This window comes from Streptococcus sp. HMSC076H09, assembly GCF_001811765.1.
GTDB classification, from domain to species: Bacteria; Bacillota; Bacilli; order Lactobacillales; family Streptococcaceae; genus Streptococcus; species Streptococcus agalactiae.
In genome coordinates, this window is the sequence record NZ_KV806614.1 from 20,012 (window position 1) to 46,497 (window position 26,486).

General features: G+C 34.5%; 28 protein-coding genes and 2 pseudogenes. All 30 read left to right on the forward strand.

All coding sequences use genetic code 11. The features are described from left to right. Positions 1–6 precede the first annotated feature (6 nt). The 30 genes and pseudogenes from essC (at position 7) to dprA (ending at position 26,413) form a co-directional block, all read left to right on the forward strand. Entirely contained in the window at positions 7–4,416 is a 4,410-nt protein-coding gene (gene essC, locus HMPREF2818_RS07200; protein ID WP_017650977.1) for a type VII secretion protein EssC, read from the forward strand. Between the two features lie 13 nt (positions 4,417–4,429). Next, positions 4,430–4,780, forward strand: a complete 351-nt coding sequence (locus HMPREF2818_RS07205; protein WP_001063013.1) for a TIGR04197 family type VII secretion effector — start codon at positions 4,430–4,432, stop codon at positions 4,778–4,780. A gap of 11 nt (positions 4,781–4,791) precedes the next feature. Beyond that, entirely contained in the window at positions 4,792–5,154 is a 363-nt protein-coding gene (locus HMPREF2818_RS07210; protein ID WP_000140207.1) for a hypothetical protein, read from the forward strand. Between the two features lie 2 nt (positions 5,155–5,156). Beyond that, complete coding sequence (locus HMPREF2818_RS07215; protein WP_000241584.1) at positions 5,157–6,071, forward strand: hypothetical protein; 915 nt, start codon at positions 5,157–5,159, stop codon at positions 6,069–6,071. 128 nt (positions 6,072–6,199) lie between these two features. Continuing rightward, positions 6,200–6,505, forward strand: coding sequence for a hypothetical protein (locus HMPREF2818_RS10230; RefSeq protein ID WP_000847738.1), 306 nt, complete (start codon positions 6,200–6,202; stop codon positions 6,503–6,505). A gap of 13 nt (positions 6,506–6,518) precedes the next feature. After that, positions 6,519–7,109 carry a hypothetical protein gene (locus HMPREF2818_RS07225; protein ID WP_000581833.1) on the forward strand — a complete coding sequence of 197 codons (591 nt, stop codon included), beginning with the start codon at positions 6,519–6,521 and terminating at the stop codon, positions 7,107–7,109. Positions 7,110–7,129: 20 nt separating this feature from the next. Next, the gene (locus tag HMPREF2818_RS07230; protein ID WP_000357796.1) at positions 7,130–7,384 is read left to right on the forward strand and encodes a DUF4176 domain-containing protein; all 255 of its coding nucleotides are present in this window, start codon (positions 7,130–7,132) and stop codon (positions 7,382–7,384) included. A gap of 126 nt (positions 7,385–7,510) precedes the next feature. Continuing rightward, a complete protein-coding gene (locus HMPREF2818_RS07235) occupies positions 7,511–7,939 on the forward strand; it encodes a hypothetical protein (protein ID WP_000710899.1) in 429 nt (142 codons plus the stop codon). A gap of 8 nt (positions 7,940–7,947) precedes the next feature. Next, positions 7,948–8,754 (forward strand): hypothetical protein, encoded by an 807-nt coding sequence (locus HMPREF2818_RS07240; RefSeq protein ID WP_223297800.1) that lies wholly within the window; start codon positions 7,948–7,950, stop codon positions 8,752–8,754. Next, positions 8,747–9,007: a CHAP domain-containing protein gene (locus HMPREF2818_RS07245; protein WP_001866146.1), complete on the forward strand. Its 261-nt coding sequence runs from the start codon at positions 8,747–8,749 to the stop codon at positions 9,005–9,007. The genes HMPREF2818_RS07240 and HMPREF2818_RS07245 overlap by 8 nt, the downstream gene beginning before the upstream one ends. A gap of 394 nt (positions 9,008–9,401) precedes the next feature. Then, a complete protein-coding gene (locus HMPREF2818_RS07250; protein ID WP_001867149.1) occupies positions 9,402–9,851 on the forward strand; it encodes a hypothetical protein in 450 nt (149 codons plus the stop codon). Between the two features lie 4 nt (positions 9,852–9,855). Further along, on the forward strand, positions 9,856–10,398 hold the full coding sequence (locus tag HMPREF2818_RS07255; RefSeq protein WP_001867152.1) for a hypothetical protein: 543 nt from the start codon (positions 9,856–9,858) through the stop codon (positions 10,396–10,398). Positions 10,399–10,552: 154 nt separating this feature from the next. Continuing rightward, the gene (locus HMPREF2818_RS07260) at positions 10,553–11,086 is read left to right on the forward strand and encodes a hypothetical protein (protein ID WP_000526054.1); all 534 of its coding nucleotides are present in this window, start codon (positions 10,553–10,555) and stop codon (positions 11,084–11,086) included. A 91-nt stretch (positions 11,087–11,177) separates the two neighbouring features. Further along, a pseudogene (locus tag HMPREF2818_RS10465) lies at positions 11,178–11,383 on the forward strand (hypothetical protein); the annotation flags it as partial. Positions 11,384–11,433: 50 nt separating this feature from the next. Then, positions 11,434–11,757: a hypothetical protein gene (locus tag HMPREF2818_RS07265; protein ID WP_001057649.1), complete on the forward strand. Its 324-nt coding sequence runs from the start codon at positions 11,434–11,436 to the stop codon at positions 11,755–11,757. A gap of 85 nt (positions 11,758–11,842) precedes the next feature. Beyond that, on the forward strand, positions 11,843–12,526 hold the full coding sequence (locus HMPREF2818_RS07270; RefSeq protein ID WP_000814337.1) for a hypothetical protein: 684 nt from the start codon (positions 11,843–11,845) through the stop codon (positions 12,524–12,526). Positions 12,527–12,765: 239 nt separating this feature from the next. Continuing rightward, positions 12,766–12,945: pseudogene (locus tag HMPREF2818_RS09955) on the forward strand (DUF4176 domain-containing protein); the annotation flags it as partial. 467 nt (positions 12,946–13,412) lie between these two features. After that, on the forward strand, positions 13,413–13,535 hold the full coding sequence (locus tag HMPREF2818_RS09960) for a lipoprotein (RefSeq protein WP_000472358.1): 123 nt from the start codon (positions 13,413–13,415) through the stop codon (positions 13,533–13,535). Positions 13,536–14,070: 535 nt separating this feature from the next. Next, positions 14,071–15,810, forward strand: coding sequence for a sensor histidine kinase (locus HMPREF2818_RS07275; protein ID WP_000171901.1), 1,740 nt, complete (start codon positions 14,071–14,073; stop codon positions 15,808–15,810). A gap of 11 nt (positions 15,811–15,821) precedes the next feature. Beyond that, complete coding sequence (gene ltdR / locus HMPREF2818_RS07280) at positions 15,822–16,556, forward strand: response regulator transcription factor LtdR (protein ID WP_000866959.1); 735 nt, start codon at positions 15,822–15,824, stop codon at positions 16,554–16,556. Positions 16,557–16,711: 155 nt separating this feature from the next. After that, complete coding sequence (locus tag HMPREF2818_RS07285; protein ID WP_000256021.1) at positions 16,712–18,196, forward strand: carbon starvation CstA family protein; 1,485 nt, start codon at positions 16,712–16,714, stop codon at positions 18,194–18,196. Positions 18,197–18,396: 200 nt separating this feature from the next. Next, positions 18,397–18,969: a L,D-transpeptidase gene (locus HMPREF2818_RS07290; RefSeq protein ID WP_001231800.1), complete on the forward strand. Its 573-nt coding sequence runs from the start codon at positions 18,397–18,399 to the stop codon at positions 18,967–18,969. A 275-nt stretch (positions 18,970–19,244) separates the two neighbouring features. Next, positions 19,245–20,096, forward strand: coding sequence for a ribosome biogenesis GTPase YlqF (ylqF, locus tag HMPREF2818_RS07295; protein ID WP_000201281.1), 852 nt, complete (start codon positions 19,245–19,247; stop codon positions 20,094–20,096). Next, the gene (locus tag HMPREF2818_RS07300) at positions 20,083–20,844 is read left to right on the forward strand and encodes a ribonuclease HII (RefSeq protein ID WP_000201088.1); all 762 of its coding nucleotides are present in this window, start codon (positions 20,083–20,085) and stop codon (positions 20,842–20,844) included. The genes ylqF and HMPREF2818_RS07300 overlap by 14 nt, the downstream gene beginning before the upstream one ends. A gap of 20 nt (positions 20,845–20,864) precedes the next feature. Further along, on the forward strand, positions 20,865–21,413 hold the full coding sequence (locus tag HMPREF2818_RS07305) for a sugar O-acetyltransferase (protein ID WP_000136509.1): 549 nt from the start codon (positions 20,865–20,867) through the stop codon (positions 21,411–21,413). A gap of 238 nt (positions 21,414–21,651) precedes the next feature. After that, positions 21,652–22,614, forward strand: coding sequence for an ABC transporter permease (locus tag HMPREF2818_RS07310; protein WP_000735588.1), 963 nt, complete (start codon positions 21,652–21,654; stop codon positions 22,612–22,614). Then, entirely contained in the window at positions 22,611–23,585 is a 975-nt protein-coding gene (locus HMPREF2818_RS07315) for an iron chelate uptake ABC transporter family permease subunit (RefSeq protein WP_000588576.1), read from the forward strand. The genes HMPREF2818_RS07310 and HMPREF2818_RS07315 overlap by 4 nt, the downstream gene beginning before the upstream one ends. Then, positions 23,582–24,343 carry an iron ABC transporter ATP-binding protein gene (locus tag HMPREF2818_RS07320; RefSeq protein WP_000614755.1) on the forward strand — a complete coding sequence of 254 codons (762 nt, stop codon included), beginning with the start codon at positions 23,582–23,584 and terminating at the stop codon, positions 24,341–24,343. Before HMPREF2818_RS07315 ends, HMPREF2818_RS07320 begins: the two co-directional genes overlap by 4 nt. A 61-nt stretch (positions 24,344–24,404) precedes the next feature. Then, entirely contained in the window at positions 24,405–25,433 is a 1,029-nt protein-coding gene (locus tag HMPREF2818_RS07325) for a siderophore ABC transporter substrate-binding protein (protein ID WP_000162771.1), read from the forward strand. A 137-nt stretch (positions 25,434–25,570) separates the two neighbouring features. After that, a complete protein-coding gene (gene dprA / locus HMPREF2818_RS07330; protein ID WP_001015250.1) occupies positions 25,571–26,413 on the forward strand; it encodes a DNA-processing protein DprA in 843 nt (280 codons plus the stop codon). Positions 26,414–26,486 lie beyond the last annotated feature (73 nt).

The following is a 26,486-nucleotide window of genomic DNA, read 5'->3' on the forward strand; positions in this document are numbered from 1 at the left end:
GTGGATATGTTAGTTATTTGTTATTATCAATCACTCCGCTACGAATTTAATATTGAAGAGGAGAAATCCTTTCTAATATCATCAAACGGCAAGTCGCCAATACCAGTATTAGATTTAGAAAATGACATCACGCTAAAAAATATACAAGGTCAATTGGTATATATTATTGACCAAAAAGAAAAAGAGTTAACTAATGGTGTAGAGATTTCAGGAATTGTCTTCTATTTAGCGAATAATCAAAAAGAAATTTATACTCCCTTAGATTACGAAGATATATTAATCGGTGATAAAGAAGGGTATCGTGTCCGTTTTAAAGAAGGAGCCCCTAATTTATTACTGAAAAAAATAGAAAGTAATTGGCAGCTTAATTTATTTGAAGGTGATATTTATCTGAATAATCATCTTCAAAAAGTAGTGCAGCAGTTACCTTTAAGTTTAGGTGATGAGATTAGCTTCCAAGGAACAATTGTTAAGCTTTTCCCAGATGAAATTCAAATCTGGGGGGGGGCTGATTATGAAACATCATTAACTAAGAAAGTTATGTCAGCTTATCAATTTTACGAAGGCTATCCTGATTTTCACCGCTCACCTCGTATTATTTATCGTTCCAGTGAAGATAAAATTACAGTTAATGCGCCTGGTAATGAACCTAATAAGTCTAAAGATGAACTGTTAAAATTAATTGTTCCTCCTCTAGTGATGATTGGAGTCAGCATTCTTATTTCTATTTTTCGTCCTCGTGGTATCTATATCATTGCAACAATGTCAATGGCTCTAGTGACGATGATTTTCTCTATCACTGGTTACTTTAAAAATCGTAAACAGTATAAGCAGGACTTACAAGAACGCATTGATTCCTATCATGACTATTTATCTGATAAGTCAATTGAACTTCAGAAGTTAGCTAAAGAGCAAAAGCGTGGGCAACACTATCATTACCCAACGATTGAAGGTTTACAGGAAATGGCTGATACTTATCACCATCGTATTTATGAAAAGACACCACTTCATTTTGACTTCTTGTATTATCGCCTAGGTTTGGGAGAAGTACCAACGAGCTATAATATTCATTATTCTCAACCAGAACGTTCTGGGAAAAAAGATCCTTTAGAGAACGAAGGCTATAACCTCTACTTTAACAATCGTTATATTAAAAATATGCCGATTGTTGCGAATTTATCACATGGACCAGTTGGCTATATAGGACCACGAGGTTTAGTATTGGAGCAACTCCAATTGATGGTTAATCAATTAGCTTTTTTCCATTCTTACCATGATGTTCAATTTATTACTATTGTTCCAGAGGAAGAGATGGATAAGTGGTCTTGGATGCGTTGGTTGCCACATGAAACCTTACAAGATGTCAATGTTCGTGGCTTTGTTTATAATCAAAGAAGCCGTGATCAAGTGCTCAACAGTCTTAACCAAATTTTAAAATTACGTCGCACACAACGCGAAGATAAATCTGCCAAAGAAGGGACTTTATTTTCTCCGCATTATGTCGTTATTGTAACTGATGAAAAGTTAATTTTAGATCACGTCATCATGGAATTCTTTACGGAAGATCCTACAGAATTGGGATGTTCTCTCATCTTTGTTCAAGATGTTATGAGTTCACTTTCAGAAAATATCAAAACCATTATTAATATTAAAGACCGTAATACTGGTCAGTTAGTTATAGAAGAAGGAGAGCTTAAAGAAACAGATTTTGAATTAGATCATTTCTTAGAGGATTATGACAAGGAAAATATTTCACGTCGCCTAGCTCCGTTAAATCACCTACAAAATCTTAAATCTTCAATACCAGAAGCAGTTACTTTTATGGAAATGTATCAAGCAGAAGAATTTGAAGATTTGCATGTTCAAGAGCGTTGGATAAGCCATGCTCCGTATAAAAGCTCAGCTGTTCCACTTGGCTTACGTGGTCAGGATGATATTGTTTATCTAAACCTACATGAAAAAGCTCATGGTCCTCATGGATTAGTTGCAGGAACAACGGGATCAGGGAAGTCAGAAATTATACAGTCCTATATCCTTTCTTTAGCTGTTAATTTCCATCCACACGATGTAGCTTTCCTTCTCATAGACTACAAAGGTGGGGGGATGGCAAACCTCTTTAAGGACCTGCCACACTTACTTGGCACCATCACCAACTTAGATGGTGCCCAATCGATGCGTGCTTTGGTTTCTATTAATGCTGAATTGAAACGTCGTCAACGTTTATTTGCTAAAGCTGATGTTAATCATATTAACCAGTATCAGAAGAAATACAAACTTGGAGAAGTTTCAGAACCAATGCCTCATCTCTTCTTAATCTCCGATGAGTTTGCCGAATTGAAATCCAACCAACCTGAGTTTATGAAAGAGCTTGTCTCAACAGCGCGAATTGGGCGTTCCCTAGGGATTCACTTAATCCTAGCGACCCAAAAACCATCTGGTGTGGTAGATGACCAAATCTGGTCAAACTCACGCTTCAAACTAGCTCTTAAAGTAGCAGACCGCGGCGACTCCATGGAAATGCTCCATACTCCAGATGCCGCCGAGATTACACAAGCAGGACGTGCCTACCTCCAAGTTGGTAATAATGAAGTCTATGAACTCTTCCAATCAGCATGGTCAGGAGCAGATTACCAACCTGAAAAAGACGACCAAGGGATTGAAGACCATACCATTTATTCCATCAACGACCTTGGCCAATACGAAATCCTAAATGATGATCTTTCAGGCTTAGACCAAGCCGAAAATATTAAAGAAGTACCTACGGAATTAGATGCTATCGTTGAAAACATTCAAGCTTTAACCAAAGAAATGGGCATCTCAGACTTACCTCAACCGTGGCTACCGCCTCTAAGCAATCAGATTGCAGTAACCGATCTCCGTAAGGAGGGATCAGTAGACCTCTGGAGCAAGGCCCCATCTTACAAAGCTGTTCTTGGCTTTATGGATATACCAAGCCAACAAGCACAAGAAGTGGCTTACCACGATTTTGAAGACGATGGGCATTTGTCAATTTTTGCAGGACCAAGTATGGGGAAATCAACAGCCCTTCAAACTGTAACAATGGACTTAGCACGTCATAATAGTCCAGAATTTTTAGACCTTTACCTCTTTGATTTTGGTACCAATGGCCTCTTACCTCTAAGACGTTTGCCACATGTAGCAGATTTCTTTACCATTGATGATGACGAAAAAATAGCCAAGTTTATTGCCCGTATCAAAGTTGAAATGTCTGATCGTAAAAAAGCCCTCAGTCGCTACAATGTCGCGACAGCAAAACTTTACCGTCAGGTATCTGGGGAAACCATGCCTCAAATCCTGATTGTTATTGACAGTTATGAAGGGCTACGGGAAGCTCAAACACCGACTAACTTAGAAGCTTGTTTCCAAAATATTTCGCGTGATGGGTCGTCACTTGGCATTTCCTTAGTTATCTCAGCTGGTCGTACGGCAGCTTTGAGGTCGTCCTTAATGGCAAACCTTAAAGAACGTATCGCTCTTAAATTAACAGATGACTCTGAATCACGGACACTTGTCGGTCGTCACCAACACATCATGGAAGATATTCCAGGACGTGGATTAATCAAACGTGATGACATTGAAGTGTTACAAGTGGCTCTCTCAACAGAAGGCACTGAAACCTTTGACATCATCAATAACATCCAAAACGAATCTGACGCCATGAACAGCAAATGGACTGGACCAAGACCAAAAGCAATACCAATTGTTCCCGAAGAATTAACCTTTGACGACTTTATGGCTACAGATAGTGTTCAAGCTGACCTATCAGCTAATCGTTTACCACTTGGGCTTGAAATGGTTGACGTTGAAAGTTATAGTTTAGCACTTAATCGCTTTAAGCATATGCTTTACATGTCTGATTCTGACGAGTCACTCGAAGCAGTTGGTTCCCATATCATCAAGGTCTTGCTTAACGTCCCAAATTACCATACCATGATCATCGATTCGCTTGGCGAATATGAAAGCTATCAAGGTCAGGTACGTACTTATGTGGGTTCTGATATGATTGAAGATATGGCGGATCAGTTGATCTATGAGTTGCAGCAACGTGAAAGCCAATCTGAGATAGCTGAATGGTTTATCATGATTCCAGATTTTGAAAGCTTTGTGGCTAAGAGCAATATGAAGCTTGAACAGGTTCAGGCATTGCTTGACAATGGACCACGCTATGGTTTACATCTGATTCTTGGATCAAGCTATAACTATGTTGGGACTAAGATCGATGCTGTGCCTAAATACGTTCGCACAACGACCCAGTATGTGCTGGCTGGCATGAGGCTCATGGATCAAACCTTCCTTGAAAAAGTGTATAATAGTAAGGAAATCCGTCCAAACAAAGACGAAGCCTACATTCACGATAGAAAAACCTATCAAAAATTAAAACTCACCATAGACTAAGAAAGGAGACCAAATGGCAAAAATACAAAGTGATGCCTCCGTCGCATCCACCTGTGCAACTGCAATACAATCAGGAGCCAGTGGAATCACAGCAGTAGGAGCTCCAACTAAGGATTCAAACAGTGATTATAGTGGTAATAGCGATGCTTCAACTTACATCGATGGAGAGGCAAGTAGTAGTAGCCAAATTGCTGAAAAAATAAATGAGTTCATAGCTCTCATTCATTCTACGGTGAATGAGTTTGAAGCTATTGACCAAAAAATTAGCCAAGAGATTGCGGCAAATACTAAATATACAATGCCTAGTAATGACAGCTCTGTTATATCAAATCCGGATTTTAAGCCTAAATATGGTTTGTTTTAATAGGTGATGTTATGACTGAACGAACATTCGAAGATATTGAACTTGACTTAAAGTTATTCCAAATAAAGCTTGATAATGCTGAGAATAGTAAAAGGCTCTTACAAAAATTGAAAAACGACGTCATGGAGTTACAAATAGAGTTACTAGAATCATTAAAACTCGGTGATGCCTATTTAACAGAATCAGAAGAATTAGAAGAGAATAATGACTTTATTCTAACGGTAAATAGTGAAACACTAAGTTTAGAAGAATCCTATGACAATAGGATAAACTTAGTTTCTAAAGAGATTATGGATTATGAAAATGCATTAGATAAGTTGTATTATGAAAAACAGAGTTTGATGCAAAAAAGTAATGAAAGAAAAGGAGGTTAAAAATGGTAAAAGTTAGTGTAAGTTCTGTAGGAACTCAAGCATCAACAGTAGCTATTTCTATGTTTAGTCGTGTATCGGCTTTAAATGATGCAATAACAAAACTATCATCTTTTGCAGAGGCTGCAACTCTTCAAGGGACTGCTTATTCAAATGCAAAAAGCTATGCTACTGGAACGTTAACTCCGATGCTTCAAGGAATGATTCTTTTCTCTGAAACATTGAGTGAGAAATGTACAGAATTACAAACCTTATATGTCTCAATTTGTGGTGATGAGGATTTAGACTCTGTCGTTTTAGAATCAAAATTAGCAAGTGATAGGGCATCATTAAAGATTGCTGAAGCACTTTTAGAGCATCTTAACGATGATCCAGAACCTTCCAAATCTGCCATAAGTTCTACAAAAAGTAATATTAAAAAATTAAAAAAACGTATAAAATCTAATCAAAAGAAATTAGACAACCTTAATGAATTTAACGCCCATTCAGCAACAGTATTTGCGGACATTTCTAATGCACAGTCAACTGTTAACCAAGCACTAGCGGCTGTTTCAACAGGATTTTCTGGATATAATAGTAAAACCGGAGCTTTTGGAAAACCAACATCCGGACAGATGGAATGGACAAAGACAGTTAAGAAGAATTGGAAAGAGCGAGAAGACGCCAAAGCTGAAGAACTGAAAAGTAAAAAGGCTGAAGAAAGTAAGAAAGCTTCAAAAATTGAAAATACTACTAAAAAAAGTAATGTTTCAGTTGATAAAAAGAAATTAATAAAAGCGGCTAATGAAGCGTATAAATTAGGAGAAATTAAAAAAGATACCTATGAATCAATTATCAGTGGTTTAAGTAATGCATCGGCTGCCTTACTTAAAGAGGTAGCTAAATCAAAATTGACTGACACAGCTCGGCTATTGATGTAAATCCTTCTTACGCTAACTTCATTAGAGGCTCGAGCCAATTTGTAAAATATGGAGCGCCTGTACTTGGGGCTGCAATTGACTTTGGAGCAGCTCAAGTAAAAGGTGGAGAAGATGTAGAAGATGCAACTATGAAGACAGGAGCACCCGTAATAATTGGTAGTGCTGCAAAAGTTGTAGGAACGGCTGCGGGTACCGCAACAGCTGGACTATTAATTTCAACAGGTGTACTTGCACCGCCTGCTCCTGTTGTTGGTTCTGCTGTGGACTTTGGTGCTACAGCAGTAATAGGTGTAGGTGGATCGATGGTGTTCGATTATGTTTATGATAATAAAGATGAAATAAATCATATTATAAAAAGAGCATCGAAGGATACAATTAACAATGTTAGTGATTTTTTTGAATTAATGTATGATTCAACAGGTAGTATAAATTGAGAAGGAATTTATTTTGATACATAGAGAGAAATCATATGCAGAAATATATCATGACGGAAATCAAGGTTATTATTATAATTTTGATACAAAAATTTTTTACATTAAAAGTTTTGAAACGCCTAATTATCAAAAAGAAAATTTAGAAAATATTAAAAAATATTCTAGTATTATTACGTTTCTTGTTCTCATACTCATTCCTATTAATAATTGGTATAGAACAATAGCTAATTTAAAGTTGAATTTAATTCTTGCAATAATGTTTATCGTAATTGCACTAGTAGTAGTTAACAAATTAAACAATATAGTTTCGAAACAAAAGAGAAATATCGATAATATTAGTTACGAGAAAATGGAATTTGACAAAGAAAAAATAGCAAATATAATTGTTTCTGCTGAAGAATTGTCGAATAAACTGTTATTTTTATTAGTAATTTCATTATTTATATCCCTACTCCTAATAATGTTATATTTTAAATACTCAGTATTGATATTTTTTCCTATAGCACTTATGTTACTAATATTATCAAGATTGTTATTAGAAAATATTGATTTTTTTGAAAGAAAAAATGCAATAAATGAAATAAAAAAGCAATATAATTTTTAATTGTAAAAATAGAAGAAAAAATGGATAAAATACATACTCTAGGAAGTGTCATTGAATTAAAAAATGATAGTCAGAAAGTCATGATTACATCAAGATTTCCGTTATATGACAATGAAGGTCAATTGGGATATTTTGATTATTCTGGATGTATTTTCCCAATTAGTATAGTTGGAAATGAAACTTATTTTTTCAATTTGGAAGATATAGATAAAGTCTTGTTTGAAGGTTACTATGATGAAAATGAAGAGGAGATGCAAAAAATATTTTTGAAATAAATAAAAGATATCAAATACCCTCACTTTTCAGTAGACGTTTTAAAATAGTCATCTGAAGAATAAAAGAAAAGTAATTTTTAATATTAAATTCTTTAAACACTCTATAAACTATTAAGGAAAAACGTTTTGAAAAAAGATAAATATATTGCATTGTGTTTGTTGTGTGCAATTGCCACGTCAAACTTATCGGCTGTTACGGTTTTTGCTCAGGATGCACAAACTATTTTGACGCAAGCTACGACTGTAACTGATCAAACAAGTGAAAAAGCTGGAGAAAATTCATCAGCTGAGGCGACAAGCGCTTCTGAGTCAGTTTCATCAGAAGCGACGACAGTGGTACCTGAGGCAAGTCTGCCTTCAACTGATCTCCATGCCCAACCAGCAGATAGCAAAACAGCTCCTACTGAGACTGTAATTGAGGGACAAACAGAAACTAATCCGACGACTAGTCCAGATAAACAGTTCCTTCAACAAGTGATTCCAAAGGAGAAACACAGGCTGGGACGCAAACAGATACAAGCAAACCCGAAACTCCAGCTCCTAGTCAGTCTGTAACACCAGTGGTGCCAAGCCAACCTCAAGTGACAGCAACACCTCAGAAATCTGAAGTTGTGACACCAGCCATTACGAGTGGCATTGATTTGCCAGATGTTGCCATACCTACGGCAATGGCTAGCGCAGCTTATGTCAAACACTGGATAGGCAATGATGCTTATACACACAATCTATTGTCTCACCGTTACGGCATTACTGCCGCACAGCTTGATGGATTCTTACAGTCGACAGGTATCACATACGATAGCAGTCGCATCGACGGTCAAAAAATCTTAGACCGAGAGAAATCATCTGGTCTGGATGCGCGTGCAATCATTGCCATTGCTATCGCAGAAAGTTCGCTTGGTACACAAGGCGTTGCCACAGCACCAGGTGCTAATATGTTTGGTTTTGGGGCAGTTGACAACAATACAACTAACGCTCAAAACTTTAGTGATGACAAGGCTGTCATTAAAATGACGCAGGAAACCATCATCCAAAACCAAAACACCAGCTTTGCCATTCAAGACCAAAAAGCACAATTCTTGTCAACTGGCAACTTGAATGTAGCGGCTCGAGGTGGGGTTTACTTCACGGATGCTAGCGGTTCTGGTAAACGTCGTGCGGCCATTATGGAGAGCATTGACAAGTGGATTGACGCGCATGGCGGAATTTCTGAGATTTCAAAGGAACCGCTCAACACGTCGTCCGTCGCTATGATGGCAGTCCCAACGAGTTACTCTGTTTCAAGAGCTAATCAAGCGGGCAACTATGTGGCAGGCACTTACCCTTGGGGCCAAAGAACTTGGCTACCAGTTTGGACCATTTATGGGTAATGGTGGCGATTGGAAAAATAAGCCGGGCTATCAAACCACACACGAGGCAAAAACAGGCTACGCCATCTCATTTAGCCCCGGCCAAGCTGGTGCTGATAGAACTTACGGCCACGTGGCCATCGTCGAAGACGTTAAGGAAGACGGATCTATCCCGATCTCCGAATCAAATGTCCTAGGACTTGGCACCATCTCCTACCGCACCTTCAGTGCAGCAGAAGCAGCACAATTGACTTATGTAGTTGGGGAGAAGTAGATAATTATTCTTTGAAAAACAAAAGGTTCTTAGCTTGTCAAAATCTAAGACCCTTTTATCTTTCATAAGAACTTTAAAATCAACAGATTTTTATCACCAAATGGACTGGACCGAGACCAATAGCCATTCCAATTGTTCCAGAAACACTTACCTTTGAGGAGTTTAAGGCATATGAGGATGTTAAAAAAGCAAGTGAGACTAATCAGATTTCACTTGGTATTAGCTTAAAAGAAGTTGATAATTGTAGCATTCCACTTTCGAAATTCAAACAGTTACTTTTTACTTCTGACAATCCAGATAATTTGTCTAACTTGATGCGCTTCTTAGTTAAATCTGTTTCATTGATTAAAGATAGTAAGTTTATCTTTTAGACACTGCTTCTGATTATGATGATTTGACAGAACAACAAATTGAATATATCAATAATCGAAGTGAAATAGCAGGGCATTTAGAAGCTATTGTTTCAGAAATCTATTTAAGAGAAGAATCTGGTAAAATAGAATCATGGTTTGTTACTATTCCTGATATGAATAGTTTTGTGGCAGAAACAAATATGGATAGAGAACAGATTTTATTCTTACTTGACTCGGCTCACAAATATCATATTTATTTCTTATTTGGTGGTTTAGCATCATACCTTATGACTAATATCTCAGATGTTCCAAAAGCTATTAGAACACAGGCACAGTATGTTCTCTTAGGAATGAGAGTTATGGATCAGTCAGTATTACCGAAATCATATAATTCAAAAGAACCTTATTTGAAACCAGATATGATTTATATTCATGATAGAAGACAAGAAAGAATGCTTAAAATCACTCAAGAAATAGAAATGGAGCATTGAGCATATGAAAAAACAAAAACTATTACTGCTTATTGGAGGCTTATTAATAATGATAATGATGACAGCATGTAAGGATTCAAAAATCCCAGAAAACCGCACAAAGGAAGAGTACCAAGCTGAACAAAATTTTAAACCGTTTTTTGAGTTTTTAGCACAAAAAGATAAAGATTTGAGCAAAATACAAAAATACTTACTATTAGTATCGGATTCAGGTGATGCATTAGATTTAGAATATTTCTATAGTATTCAAGATTTAAAAAAAAATAAGGATTTAGGGAAGTTTGAAACAAGAAAAAGTCAAATAGAAAAGCCGGGTGGCTATAATGAGTTAGAAAATAAAGAGGTCCCATTTGAATATTTTAAAAATAATATAGTTTATCCAAAAGGGAAACCGAATATTACATTTGATGACTTTATTATCGGAGCAATGGATACTAAAGAATTAAAAAAATTAAAAGTAAAAAGTTATTTATTAAAACATCCGGAAACTGAGTTGAAAGATATAACATATGAATTGCCGACACAGTCGAAGCTTATTAAAAAATGAGAGATAAATTTAAAATATCTGATATTAAGGAAGCAGATATTACTTTTACAAAAAGTGGAAAAAATAATTTTGACTATACACTAAGGATAAAAACTAAAAACAAGAGATACTATTTGGGTGAGACCTATAGTTTTAGAAAATAAACGGAGAAGTTATGGGAAATGATAATGTAACTATAAAACTAGAACATCGGGTTAAAACATCAGCAGATTTATCAGATTATGTATACAAATATGAGAGGGCTTATACAGATGCTTTAAATAATGGTGATGACATAAAAGAAGCAAGTGAAAGTACTAAAAAAGAGTTAAATCAACTAATTGATAGAACTGATTTAACTTATAGTGACGGTATGTATGACAAAGAGACTGGTATTGCAGCTATTGCTGTAAAAGATAAAAATACTGGTGAGACTTATATAGCTTATGCGGGTACTAATAAGGATGCTGATGGGGCAACCGACTTTATTTCAGATGCAAATATCGGTGCTAATAACTCTGCTTATTTAAAACGATTAGGAGACAAAGCTACTAGCTTTTATGATCGTGTTCAAAGTAATGGCGATAATATTACTGTCACAACAGGTCATTCTTATGGTGACTTTCTCGCTTCTAGAGTGGCAATTGAGCTAATTCCATTCTTTATTAACTTTAGAAAAGTTAATGATTCATTTCACTTTTGTTATTAGCTTGTGATCACTTATAAAGTGACAGCTAGTTCATGAAATCTCTTAGGAGTTTTCTGGCATTAAAGGTAACCTATGATTTAAAAAATATCTCATGGAATTCAATGCGGAATCCTCAACAGTCTTTTGTGGACTAACAGAAGTTCAGGATGTCGTTTCGGCAGGCCTTAACTATTCTCAGAAGGTTTTGGAAATTTCAATGGTACATTTGATACCTCAGGTAAGGGATTAGAATGGACAAAAACAATTCAAACAGGTATGAAAAAACGAGAAGAAGATGCTAAACAGTTGAGAAAAAAGCTTTAGAAGATTCAAATAAGCTCAGAAAAATTGCGTCAAAAGGAGTTACTTTGAATAATGCAGCAATAAAATCCCTTAAAAATGAAGTCCTTGAATTAAATCCCAAAAATGCTTTTAAAGGATGGGGAAAATTAGGAAGAATTGCTAAAGCTGGTAAAGTATTAGGTTGGACTGGGAAAATAGTCAATATAGAAACTAATGCCAAAAAAGACTTTTTTGATGATAAGACTTCTACACTAGATCAAAAAATCAAAAACTTTGCTATAGATTCAGGTGTAGATGCATTGTCCGGTGCAGCAATAGGAACTTTGGTAGGAGGACCTGTGGGAACCGTTGTTGGAGCAGTGCAGGGCTGGCATTTGATTTTGCTTTGAATTTTAAAGTTAAGGAGTTGGGTAATGAATCAATTACAGGTTTTGCTAAAAAAGGATTAAAAGATTTATTTGGAGGGTAAAATTTTTGAAACAGAGCAACCATAGATATCATGGACCGTTAATTGAGTTTGAAATAGAATATTCATATATTAAAATTTTTCCATGGATTGGACTATTTATATCTTGCATAGGGTTATATGCAAGTAATTTTGGTGATCCTTTAGGTTTTATAAAATTCATATTTTCTGTATGCATTTTTGTTAATTTGGTCTCAATAATTATTTCGCTTTTTTTTAAAAAAATATCTAATTTTTTAAAAAAAATTTCTTATATTTTATTATCATTAGTATTCCTAACACTTATTATAGGTTTTGATTTTATAGGCTTGGCAATGTTTTTAAATAATAGAAATTTTGGACATATTCAATCAATTTATTATACTGAGATGGCAAAAATGTATATTATGATAATGTTAATTATTTTTATTGTATTTTCTGGAATATATTATTTCTATTATTTACCAAAAAATCAGGGGAAAAAATGGAAATTTAATCAGTGGAAATTACAAAAAGGAAAAAAGGAACAATTAAAAATTAATTATGGAATTATTTTTGGTTTAGTGATGCTTTCTCCAGTCTTTCTTGTAGGTAGTATTGAAAATATTTTTGGTTTGATTGGAGGTGTATTATTTACGGCAACTTTTCCAGCTCTGATTGTCGATTCCCTTTATGCAACATATTATATTCATAAGCATCCCGAATATGAGTGATAAATTAATTAATTTAAGGTAGGAGCAATAAATATCTAGAAAAAATGAAGTAGGTAGAATAGTCTCTACGCTTGCTGAGAGTGTTTTTGTAGTAATCATAACAGCTCCAATTTGTACCAGTAGTAGCAGTTGTTATAGGTACTTTGGCCATTGTGGAGTAAAAGCACTCTATGAAAATGTTAAAGATGTAAGAAATTTTGTGGAGCCATTTCATGAGCAAATATTATTGATCAAGATGATATTTTGATTATCTGGCAGGATTTTTCCAGAGAGCTCAATTTAGAACAAGTATATTATTTCAATGAGGAAGATATTGATGAAGTAATTTTTGGAGGTACCATGACGAAGAGCAAGAAAGAGTAGCTCGTGTCATTGAAAATTGGAAAAATATTTCTAAGGGTAAGACTAGTGTAGAATAGAAATAATACACAAAAAGGGAAATTAAATCTCATGAAATTAAGGGAAATAGTAAAAATATTTTTTGATTTTTTATCGTTATGTTTTATAAATACTCTGGTGATATTGATTTTTTTAACAGATAATAGAATTCATATTCAGTTTCTAATACCAAAACCTATGCCATGCTTCAAGCGCGATGATACCATTAATTGATGGAATGACCCTCTGTAGGATTTAAAGTACTTTGTTTAACTATTGATACGAAGGAGTGGGAAGAAAGAATCAGTCTAGAAAAAGTAGAAGAAGGTTTTTTTGTGAAATCAAAAATAGCTAATCCTGAATATCATACAAATAATATGAATTTAAAAATCTTGATTCTTACATTGATATGTATACCATAACTATATTGCATTGAGTTGGTTGTTTGCGATAGCAACGTCAAGACAGCAATAAAATTGAAAAAATCAATAAGATAAGAGGAAAAGTGATGTTTAAAGGATTTAAAAAATTGATTATTATTATGGGAGGGATAAGCTTAATGATGATTTTAACAGCATGTGACTTAGTAAAAAAAATCACCAATGGGTTCAAGAACATTGAAAATACTTAGAAGCTGGATCAAAAGTTATCAAAGAAGTCAGCCAAAACATTCAACCAGTTATTTCTGATCTGAATAGCTATCTCAATGGAGCGGCAAGTGCTTTTGAGCAATCGGATTCGAGTGCAGCTACTCATATTAAAAATAACACCATCGCCCAATTTTAAAAAGCAGTACCAAATCGTGTGAGAAATTACCAGGCTAATTGTGAGTGAGAATCTATTGTTCTCACTTTTTTATTATCAAAACGCTTAAATTCTTTACTTAGACCTCACCTACACACTTCAGATAATGGGTGTTACATATTAATTAATAAATATGTAAAAAATAATATTTGATATGCTATAATAATAATATATTTGATTAATCAAAATTTTTTAGTGAAAGTATCTATCATCCTTAAGTAGTTGTTTTCATAATAGTTGTTGATGGATATCCCCTTAATTGTCTTGAGAATACTTGATAGAGAGACATTTTAAATGAGTAATGAAATGAATCATTTTATACCTATGTTATAACGGACTAATTAATACTTTGGAGAGATTTAATGACACTCTTTTTAATTATGATGGAGCGAGCGGGGTTAATCATATTATTAGCCTATGCCTTTGTGCATATCCCCTTTATAAAACAAACTTTGAAGCAACCCGAATTAAAAAAACACCAGTATATTCTGCTTATCTTATTTAGCTTATTTGCTATTATTTCTAATTTTACAGGGGTAGAAATTCAGTCAGATTTATCTATCATTCCACAAACTCTTAATCATATAGCAGATCAATCATCGGTTGCCAACACACGTGTTTTAACCATTGGTGTATCAGGTCTAATCGGTGGCCCCATAGTCGGTATTATAGTTGGTCTCTTATCTGTATTCGTTAGGTACTTGCAAGGAGGATTAGCCCCTCATATTTATGTCATTTCTTCCTTACTAATTGGTTTATGCTCTGGGTTATCAGGCAATTATCTTCGTAAAAATTATAATAAAATTCGTGTTTTAGATGCAATGGTTGTTGGTTTCGGTATGGAAATTCTACAAATGATCTGTATCCTCATTTTTAGTGTTGACTTTAATCAGGCGTTTCGATTAGTATCTTTTATCAGCATGCCAATGATTTTAAGTAATACTTTAGGTTTAGGTATATTTATATCCATTATTTCATCTACTCAAAAATTAGAAGAACATGCTAAAGCATTTCAAACCCATCAAGTACTTGAATTAGCAAATTTAACCCTTCCTTACCTTAGAAAGGGACTGACAACAGAATCTTGTCAACCAGTAGCTGAAATTATTCATAAACATATGGATGTGAGTGCTGTTAGCCTGACTAGTCAATCAGCCATTTTAGCCTATGTAGGAGATGGAGCTGACCATCATCTTCCTAATACTCAAATATTAACAAAGCTTGCTAAAAGAGCAATAGATACTGGTAAAGTTAGTGTCGCAACTGATAAAAGTGAAATCGAATGCGACCATAACAATTGCCCACTTAGTTCAGCAATTGTTATTCCATTACACATCCACGATGTTATAGTGGGTACTTTGAAATTATATTTTTCAGACGCACAACATATGACTTACGTTGACCGTCAATTAGCTGAAGGATTAGGCAATATCTTTTCCACTCAGTTAGCTTTGGGACAAGCTGAGGAAGCAACAAGGCTACTACAGGATGCGGAAATGAAGTCTCTCCAAGCGCAGGTTAATCCGCATTTTCTTTTTAATGCACTCAATACTATTTATGGTTTAATTCGCATGGATAGCGAAAAAGCAAGAAAGCTCGTCCAAGATTTTAGCAAGGTTATTCGTGCTAATCTTCAACGGGCAAAGCAAAATTTAATTCCTCTCCATGATGAATTGGAACAGGTTAACGCCTATTTAGCCCTTGAAGAAGCAAGATTTCCTAACATGGTGGCCTTTAATTTAGACAACCAAACAAATTCAGATGACAACTTAATGATTCCTCCCTTTACATTGCAGGTCTTGATTGAAAACTCTTATAAACACGCTTTTAAGCATATTAATAAAAATAATCAGCTAAAGGTTACTATTACAAGAAATAATGATAGGCTTCATATCATTGTCCAAGACAATGGTATTGGGATTCCAAAAGAAAAATTAATAACGCTTGGAAAAAAAACTCAAATTTCAAAACAAGGTTCTGGTACAGCTATTGAGAATCTCGTTCGTCGCTTGAATATTATTTATGATGGACAAGCAAGTTTAAAATTTGAATCAAATGATTCAGGAACTTGTGCTATTGTTAATATCCCCATTAAAAATTAGAAAGGTATTGTATGAAAGTTTTAGTAGTTGATGATGAACCAGTTGCACGTAACGAATTAATTTACCTTCTTAATAAGTATGATTCTAACCTCGTTATAGCAGAGGCGCATGATATGGCTACTGCATTAGCTATTTTACTTAGAGAAACTTTTGATGTAGCACTGTTAGATATCCATCTCAGAGATGATTCTGGGTTGCAATTAGCAGAGTATATCAATAAAATGCCCAAACCACCATTATTGATATTTGCGACTGCTTATGATCAATATGCTATTCAGGCTTTTGAGCATGATGCGCGTGATTATTTGTTAAAACCCTATGATTTTGATAGGCTAAAGCAAGCTATGGATAGAGTAAAAGGAGCGCTAAGTACATCTACAATTATAGAGAGCGTAACTTCCGGTCCTCTCTTCAAGCAACAGTATCCATTGACAGTAGAAGATCGAATCTATCTGGTGTCGGCGGATGATATCCTTTTGATTGAAGCTATGCAAGGAAAACTGATTATACAAACACCTGATAAAAATTATGAAATTGATGGCTCTCTACAACAATGGCAAGATAAACTACCATCATCTCAATTTGTACGGGTACATCGCTCTTACATTGTGAACATTAATGCTATTAAAACGATTGAACCTTGGTTTAACCAAACACTTCAGTTACACCTTTGTAATAAAATAACAGTTCCTGTTAGCAGAGCAAATGTAAAACCCCTAAAACAAATGTTAGGCATATCTACCTAACTAATGAAAAGTTATTCATCATAAAACTTAGACTATTCATTTCTAAAAAACAACCATTCATCTTGAAAATAGGAAATTTCAATTTTTCAATGCTATACTAAAGTCATGAAAACGCTTAATAAAATTAAGCAAAAAAATTTTTAGGAGGCAGTGATATGGTAACATTTTTAGGAGGGGTAGCCCTTTTAATTGTTGGTTATTTCACGTACGGTAGATACATTGAAAAGAATTTTCAAATTGATGAAAATCGCCAAACACCTGCAGAAGCATTAAGGGATGGATATGATTTTGTTCCTATGCCAAAATGGAAGAATGGGATGATTGAGTTATTGAACATCGCAGGAACCGGACCTATCTTTGGACCTATTTTAGGAGCACTCTATGGTCCAGTTGCTTATATCTGGATAGTCTTAGGATGTATTTTTGCAGGGGCTGTTCATGATTATATGATTGGAATGATTTCTCTTAGAAATAATGGTGCATATCTTCCTGAATTAGCTAGTCGCTATCTTGGAAAGTCAATGAAGCATGTGATCAACATTTTTTCAATGCTATTACTTATTTTAGTTGCAACCGTATTTGTGGTAACTCCAGCTAATCTTATCCTAAGTATTTTACCAGCTGGGACACTATCTTTACCTTGGATAATCGGTCTTATTTTCGTTTATTACCTTATTTCTACAGTCTTACCTATTGATAAAGCACTTGGTAAAGTTTATCCTGTATTCTGCGTCATCTTAATGGTTAGTACGGCAGCAGTTGGCTTCCGTTTATTAACTGGTGGCTTTGATATGCCAAACTTAACTTTTGAAACCTTTAAAAATATGCATCCAGCTGGGCTTGGGATATTCCCTGCTTTATTCTTTACCATTTCATGTGGAGCCATCTCTGGTTTCCATGCTACCCAAGCACCTATGGTCTCAAGAACAACTGTTAATGAGAGAGAAGGGCGTTTCACTTTCTACGGCATGATGATTGCAGAAGGAGTAATTGCGATGATTTGGGCAGGTGCTTCAATGAGCTTGTTCAAAGGTCAAAATCTCTATGAAATGATTGCTGCTGGGACACCTTCTGCAGTTGTCAATCAAGTAATGTTAATGTTACTCGGTAGTGTAATTGGAACTATCGCTATCATTGGTGTTATTGTTCTCCCTGTTTCATCTGGTTTATCAGCTTTCCGTAGCTTACGTACTATCGTTGCTGATTATATCCATGTCAAACAAGATACTCTTCCAAAAATCTTTGCTGTAACTATCCCATTATATGTTATTTCATTTGTCCTTACACACGTTGATTTTAATCTCCTATGGCGTTACTTTAACTGGGCAAATCAAGTAACTGCTGTTATTGGTTTATTAGTTGCTACAAGATATCTCATCCTAAAAAGACGAAATTATTGGGTAACATTTGTACCAGCTATGTTCATGTTGTATGCAGTAGTTGTTTATATTTTATCTCAACCAATTGGATTTAATATGGGCTTAGGCATCTTAACTTATTCACTTGCTTTAGTGTTAACAGGTATTCTTGTTGGACTTTTCTGGAAATCTGGTCAAAAACAATTAAAAACTGTTCATCCTGAAGCATTCCTGTTTAACGATCATAGACCAATTAATTATTACAGTAGTTTAGATTCTTAATATTATTTTGAAGCCATGTTATTAAGACTTACAGTTATCACAATAACCTCGAATGAAGTATCATTCGAGGTTATTTTTCTACTAAAAATTCCAGTAAATATTTCTGTTTGATTACAAATGTTACAAAAATATTTGACAACCTTCTTTCAGAAACTTATAATAGATTTGTCCATAACAGAGCAAAAGAGAGAGGATAGTACATGAGAAAACGTTCAATTTTGCCAATATTAGCTGTCTTATTTGTTTTCATGAGTATCTTTAGCGTATATTCTATTTTTCGTGGTGATAAAGCCAAAGAAAAAGCAAGTGTCATAAAACAAGCATCTCAAACAAGTCAAACTTCAAAAAAAGAGGTCTTACAAAAGAAGACTTATCCAAATCTAAATAAATATTCAAATCTAGAAATTCATGTTTCATCTACGAGGCAAACAATGACAATAACCTCGAATGACAAGGTCATCTTTAAAACGATTGTTTCAACAGGAGCAAAAGAGAGCCCTACCCCAAAAGGAACTTTTGTCATAGAACCGGAACGAGGAGATTTTTTCTATAACGCCTCATCAAAAGAAGGAGCCTATTATTGGGTCTCCTTTAAAGAACATGGTATTTATCTCTTTCATAGCGTTCCGACTGATCAACAAGGAAATGAGATTCCAGAAGAAGCAAAGCAATTAGGAAAAGCCGCCTCACATGGCTGTGTGCGTATGTCAAGGGCGGATGCAAAATGGTTCTATGAAAATATTCCTCAAGGAACGACTGTTACCATCAAATAGTCTTAATGTGGTAAAAATCATGTTATTAAAAGCTCGGAGTAAACTTCCAGAGCTTTTTCGTATATCCCTTAAACTCAATTAGTAAACGAAACCTATCAGCGGAATAAATGTATAAAGTATTTCGATATCATTAAAAAAATGATAGAATAATAGTGTTAATCGAATATTTTATCGACCTTTATATGCGGTTGAAAAAGAATAAAACTAAAAAATTAGACCTCTAACAAATAGATGTAGACTTTTAAGGTAGTCTATACATAAGGAGAATTTATTTCATGGCTACTATTCAATGGTTCCCAGGACACATGTCCAAAGCTCGCCGTCAAGTTCAAGAAAATATTAAGCATGTTGATTTTGTTACAATTTTAGTGGATGCAAGGTTACCTCTTTCTAGTCAAAATCCAATGCTAACCAAAATCGTCGGAGACAAACCCAAACTAATGATCCTCAATAAAGCTGATCTAGCAGATCCTATTCGAACTAAAGAATGGAGAGATTTTTATGAATCTCAAGGTTTAAAGACATTAGCTATTAATTCTAAAGAACAATCAACAGTTAAAAAAGTAACCGACATCGCTAAAATATTAATGTCCGATAAAATTGCTAAGCTACGGGGACGTGGTATTCAAAAAGAGACACTTCGTACGATGATTATTGGAATTCCGAATGCAGGTAAATCGACTCTAATGAATCGCCTAGCAGGTAAAAAAATTGCAGTGGTTGGTAATAAACCAGGTGTCACAAAAGGTCAGCAATGGCTCAAATCTAATAAGGAACTGGAAATTTTGGACACTCCTGGTATCTTGTGGCCCAAATTTGAAGATGAATTAGTTGGATTAAAGCTAGCATTAACAGGGGCAATCAAAGATCAATTATTGCCTATGGATGAGGTAACAATATTTGGATTGAATTACTTTAAAACCTATTATCCTGATCGTCTCAAAGAGCGTTTTAAAAGCATTAATTTAGAGGATGAAGCTCCTGAAATCATCATGGCCTTAACACAAAAATTAGGTTATCGTGACGATTACGATCGCTTTTATAATTTATTTGTCAAAGAAGTTCGCGATGGTAAATTAGGACGCTATACGTTAGATATCGTCGGAGAACATGATGGCAACAATTAAAGAAATCAAAGCAATTTTAGAGACTATTGTTGATTTAAAAGACAAACGTTGGCAAGAATATCAAACAGATTCACGCGCAGGTGTTCAAAAAGCAATCCTTCAACGAAAAAAAAATATTCAGTCAGATTTAGACGAAGAAGCGCGCTTAGAACAAATGTTGGTCTACGAAAAAAAACTTTACATTGAACATATAAACCTTATTGCAGGAATCGATGAAGTAGGTAGAGGTCCTTTAGCGGGACCAGTAGTAGCTGCTGCTGTTATTCTTCCACCAAACTGTAAAATAAAACATCTCAATGACTCCAAAAAAATTCCAAAGAAAAAGCATCAAGAAATCTATCAAAATATTTTAGATCAAGCGTTAGCAGTTGGTATTGGTATTCAAGACAGCCAATGTATTGATGATATCAACATTTATGAAGCTACAAAACATGCTATGATTGATGCAGTTTCTCATTTATCTGTGGCTCCTGAACATCTTTTAATTGATGCTATGGTTTTAGATCTATCAATTCCACAAACTAAAATTATCAAAGGTGATGCTAATTCACTCTCTATTGCAGCAGCTTCAATCGTAGCTAAAGTGACCAGAGATAAAATAATGTCTGATTATGATAGCACATATCCTGGATATGCATTTTCTAAAAATGCTGGCTATGGTACTAAAGAGCATTTAGAAGGTTTGCAAAAATACGGTATTACTCCGATACATCGTAAAAGTTTTGAACCTATAAAATCAATGTTGTAAATAATACGGAAGAGGAAAAGATGACCGAAAAAGAAAAAATGTTAGCAGGACAATATTATCGTCCATCAGCACCTGAACTACGCAAGGATAGAGAAGTTGCACTAAAAAATATGCAAGCCTTTAACAATGAAGATAATAGTAGCAAACGTAACGTCATTTTACAAAAATGGTTTGGTGCTACTGGGAAGAGTATCCATATGGAACAACGTTTTGTCTGCGATTATGGTTGTAATATTTATGTTGGTGAAAACTTCTACGCCAATTTTAACCAAACTTTCTTAGATGTTTGTGAAATTCGTATTGGCGATAACTGTATGTTTGGCCCAAACTGTCAACTCCTCACCCCACTCCATCCTCTAGATCCAATAGAAAGAAATTCAGGATTAGAATACGGTGCCCCAATCCAAATCGGGAATAATGTCTGGCTAGGTGGAGGAGTGACTATTTTACCAGGTGTTGTATTAGGAGATAATGTCGTCGTTGGCGCTGGAAGTGTCGTTACGAAATCATTTGAAAATAACGTTGTTATAGCAGGAAACCCTGCTAAGATAATCAAAAAATTAGCTTAAAATTAGAAAAAACCTTTAATTATAACGAAGGTTTTTTCTAATTTCAAAAATAGGTAAAGTAAATATTCTGCTAATTTAATCTATCTTATTTATAATGATTTTAAATAGAAAAACCTTGATATAATAATGTTTTCTTAAGTATAAAATTCTTTAAAAAGTAGATATTTTTCCAAAAAATTATGTTATTATAGATTTGTGCTCATTTTTGAACACTTTATCTTTCATTTTAAGGAGTTTTATGAAAAAGCTATTAACCACTCCTGTAATGGGTTGTACTTTGGTTATACTTTCTCTAACGTCCCTATTTGTTGGTGTGAAATCTATCCCACTGGAGCAAATAACACACCTTGATCAATCACAGGTAGATATTTTTTTAACGAGTCGCTTACCAAGAACCATTAGTATCCTAATATCTGGTGCAAGTTTGTCAGTCTGTGGCCTGCTGATGCAACAACTAACCCAAAACAAGTTCGTTTCACCGACAACTTCAGGGACTATGGATTGGGCGAAATTAGGAGTAGTTGTTACGCTGATTTTCTTTAAAAATACCTCTATTTTTATTCAACTATGTATAGCTTCAGGTTTTGCCATTTTAGGATCGCTTCTTTTTGTAACCATTTTAAAAATGATTACTTTTAAGGATAATATTTTTATACCTCTTATCGGACTGATGCTTGGACAAATTGTAGCAGCAGCAACAGTATTTTTAGGAACACATTTTCAAGTACTACAATCTGTCAACAGTTGGCTTCAAGGTAATTTTTCCATCATGACTAGCCATCGCTACGAAATTCTTTACTTAGCATTGCCATGTTTGTTTTTAGTATATTTTTTTGCTCATCAGTTTACCATTGTTGGGCTTGGAGAAAGCTTCGCTAAGAATTTAGGGGTTGCTTATGAAAAGATGATTTACTTTGGTTTAGTTTTGGTTTCAATTATGACATCCCTAGTCATTATTATCGTAGGAGCTTTACCTTTCTTAGGTTTAATCGTACCTAATCTAATTAGCATAACTAAAGGAGATCATATGTCCTCAACTATCTTAGAGACATCGCTTTTAGGGGCTTGTATCGTCATGATATGTGATCTTTTTGGTCGCTTAGTTATTTTTCCTTATGAAGTCTCAATAGGAGTTACGCTAGGAGTATTAGGTAGTGCCTTTTTCCTGATTTCAATTATAAGAAATGAGGGAAAATCATGATTAAGGATTTAGAGATACCAAAATTACTTATTTTACTGATACTACTAATTGCTGCTATTATTTTGTTTTTAATTTATGGTATTCCAACTGACGCAAATGAATTTTTGATTATCTATATCCTAAAAACACGTTATCAAAAACTGATTGCATTAATTTTGGTTGGTATCTGCATTGGTAGTTCTAGTCTTATTTTTCAAACTCTAACCAATAACCGACTTTTAACTCCGTCCATTATTGGTTTAGATAGCTTATATATCCTTATCCAAACAGGATTAATGTATTTAATCGGAGCTCAGCGTGTCATAAAATTTTCATCTTTTAGTAGCTTCCTCCTTTCATTATTATTAATGGTTGGATTTGCTTACTTATTATTTACGATACTTTTTCGAAATAAAAAACAGTCTTTGTATTTTGTTCTATTAGCTGGACTCATATTTAATACATTATTTTCTTCTATCTCATCCTTTATTCAAGCCATTATGGACCCCAACGATTTTATGATTTTACAAAATCAGCTCTTTGCTAGTTTCAATGCTATTAACACCAAGATCCTTTGGATTTCTTTCATTATCATTGTCGTTAGCTTTGTCATTAATTGGCCTTTTATAAAGGAATTGGATGTCTTACTATTGGGTAAAGAAAATGCGATATCACTCGGCATCTCATATCAAAAGCTTACTACTAGATTTTTTTTATGGTTAGCATTGATGGTAGCTATAGCAACAGCATTAGTTGGGCCGATTACTTTTTTAGGCTTACTTGTAGCACATATTACCTATCACAGTTTTCATACCTTTAGACATCAAATATTAGTTCCTATAGCCATTGTTATCTGTATCTTTACACTTGTCTTAGGGCAGCATCTCGTTCAAAATCTATTACACCTCACTGTTCAACTAAGTGTTCTCCTCAACCTTATCGGGGGAAGTTATTTTATATTCACCTTAATCAAAGGAAGGAAAAACTTATGATTCAAATAAACAATTTACATAAGTTCTATGGCCAAAAGGAAATATTAAAAGACATTAATATTTCGATTCCTAAAGGAAAAGTAACAGCTATTTTAGGTCCAAATGGATCTGGAAAGAGTACATTGCTGAGTTGTATCAGTCGACTTGAACCTTATGATAATGGTGAAATTTTCCTTGATAAAGTACCATTAGCCCACTACAGTTCAAATGACTTAGCCAAAACATTAGCCATATTAAGACAATCTAATCACTTAACACTCAAGATAAAGGTGAGAGACTTGATAGGATTCGGTAGATTTCCTTATAGTAAAGGACGGTTAAGTCAAAAAGATAAAGCTGTCATAGAATCAGTTATATCTTATATGGATTTAAACGATATAGCTGACGAGTTCATTAATAACCTCAGCGGAGGTCAAATTCAAAGAGCTTTTATCGCAATGACAATGGCACAAGATACTCAATATATTTGCTTAGATGAGCCACTCAACAATTTAGATATGAAATATGTTGTTCAAATGATGGATCTTATCAAACGATATGCGTATGAGTTTAATAAAACTATAGTGATTATTATTCACGACATCAATTTTGCAACTCACTACGCTGACAATGTTGTCGCTTTAAAAGAAGGACAAGTGGTGACTTGTGGGACTGTCGAAGATGTTATGCAAGAAAAAATCCTTTCTCATTTATTTGATATGCCTATCCGTATCGAAACTGTTGATGGTAAACCAATTATCCTTTTTTGTACAACGTAAATAAAGAGATTTATGTAGGATAACATTTTTAGTTTTTATCTATTTTAGGAGATTTTATTTAATGACAAAAAAACTTATTATTGCTATATTAGCACTATGCACTATCTTAACCACTTCTCAAGCTGTTTTAGCTAAAGAAAAATCACAAACTGTTACCATAAAAAACAACTATTCGGTCTATATTAAAAAAGAAAAAAGAGACAAGCCGGATAATAAAAAGCAAATCAGCGAGACACTTAAAGTTCCTTTAAAACCCAAAAAAGTAGTTGTTTTTGATATGGGAGCTTTGGATACTATCACAGCTTTAGGAGCTGAAAAATCTGTTATTGGTATCCCGAAGGCTAAAAATGCTCTAAGTTTATTGCCCAATAACGTCAAATCTGTTTATAAAGCTAAGAGATACCAAGACGTAGGAAGTCTCTTCGAACCAAACTTTGAAGCTATTGCTCGTATGCAACCTGATGTGGTTTTCCTAGGAGCACGTATGGCTTCTGTTGATAATATTGAAAAATTAAAGGAGGCTGCACCTAAAGCAGCATTAGTATATGCTGGAGTCGACTCAAAAAAAGTATTTGACAAAGGAGTTGCTGAGCGTGTCACAATGTTAGGGAAAATCTTCGACCAAAATAAAAAGGCAAAAACCTTTAATAAAGATATCGCACAAGCTGTTCTTAAATTGCAGAAAACTATTGAGAAAAAAGGTAAACCTACAGCTCTATTTGTAATGGCAAACAGCGGTGAACTTTTAACTCAATCACCTTCTGGTCGTTTTGGTTGGATTTTCTCTGTAGGTGGATTTAAAGCAGTCAATGAAAATGAAAAACTAAGTTCACATGGTACTCCCGTATCTTATGAATACATCGCTGAAAAAAATCCTAACTATCTCTTTGTTTTAGATCGTGGAGCGACTATTGGACAAGGAGCTTCATCAAAAGAACTTTTTAATAACGATGTTATTAAAGCAACTGATGCTGTCAAAAACAAACGTGTTCATGAGGTAGATGGAAAAGATTGGTATATCAATTCAGGCGGAAGCCGAGTAACACTCCGTATGATTAAAGATGTACAGAACTTTGTTGATAATCGTTAATTTTTTGTCAAAGGCTAGGAAAAATCCTAGTCTTATTTTTTTGAAAAAATAGCTATTATCAATGCTTCAGAGTATAGATTGATCTTATCACTTTATTTTGTCTATTATTTTCGAATATAGTCAATGGAGGTAACCTTATGAATCATTTTGAACTATTTAAGCTTAAAAAAGCTGGATTAACAAATCTTAATATCAACAATATTATCAACTATCTCAAAAAGAATAGTTTAACTTCTCTATCTGTTCGCAATATGGCCGTAGTATCAAAATGTAAAAATCCTACTTTCTTTATAGAAAATTATAAACAGCTAGACCTTAAAAAACTTCGACAAGAATTCAAAAAATTTCCAGTTCTATCGATTTTGGATTCTAACTATCCTTTAGAGTTAAAAGAAATATATAATCCACCAGTTCTACTTTTTTATCAGGGTAATATTGAACTTCTATCTAAACCTAAATTAGCTGTAGTGGGGGCAAGACAGGCATCTCAGATAGGTTGTCAGTCTGTTAAAAAGATTATCAAGGAGACTAACAATCAATTTGTTATCGTAAGTGGTTTAGCGCGTGGCATTGATACAGCAGCACATGTTAGTGCTTTAAAAAATGGCGGCAGTAGTATAGCTGTTATCGGGAGTGGTTTAGATGTTTATTATCCAACGGAGAATAAGAAACTTCAAGAATATATGTCATATAATCATCTCGTATTATCAGAATATTTTACCGGAGAACAACCCTTGAAATTTCATTTCCCCGAACGTAACCGTATTATTGCAGGGCTGTGTCAAGGTATTGTGGTTGCCGAAGCTAAGATGAGATCTGGAAGTTTAATTACCTGTGAAAGAGCATTAGAAGAGGGACGAGAAGTTTTTGCCATTCCCGGAAATATTATCGATGGCAAATCAGATGGATGCCACCATCTTATCCAAGAAGGAGCTAAATGCATTATTTCAGGAAAAGATATCCTTTCTGAATATCAGTAGTGTTTTGCTTTCTACTATAGGAGAAGTTTTCTATTGACAGTTTAAGAAAAGTGAGTTATTATGCTATAAGTTT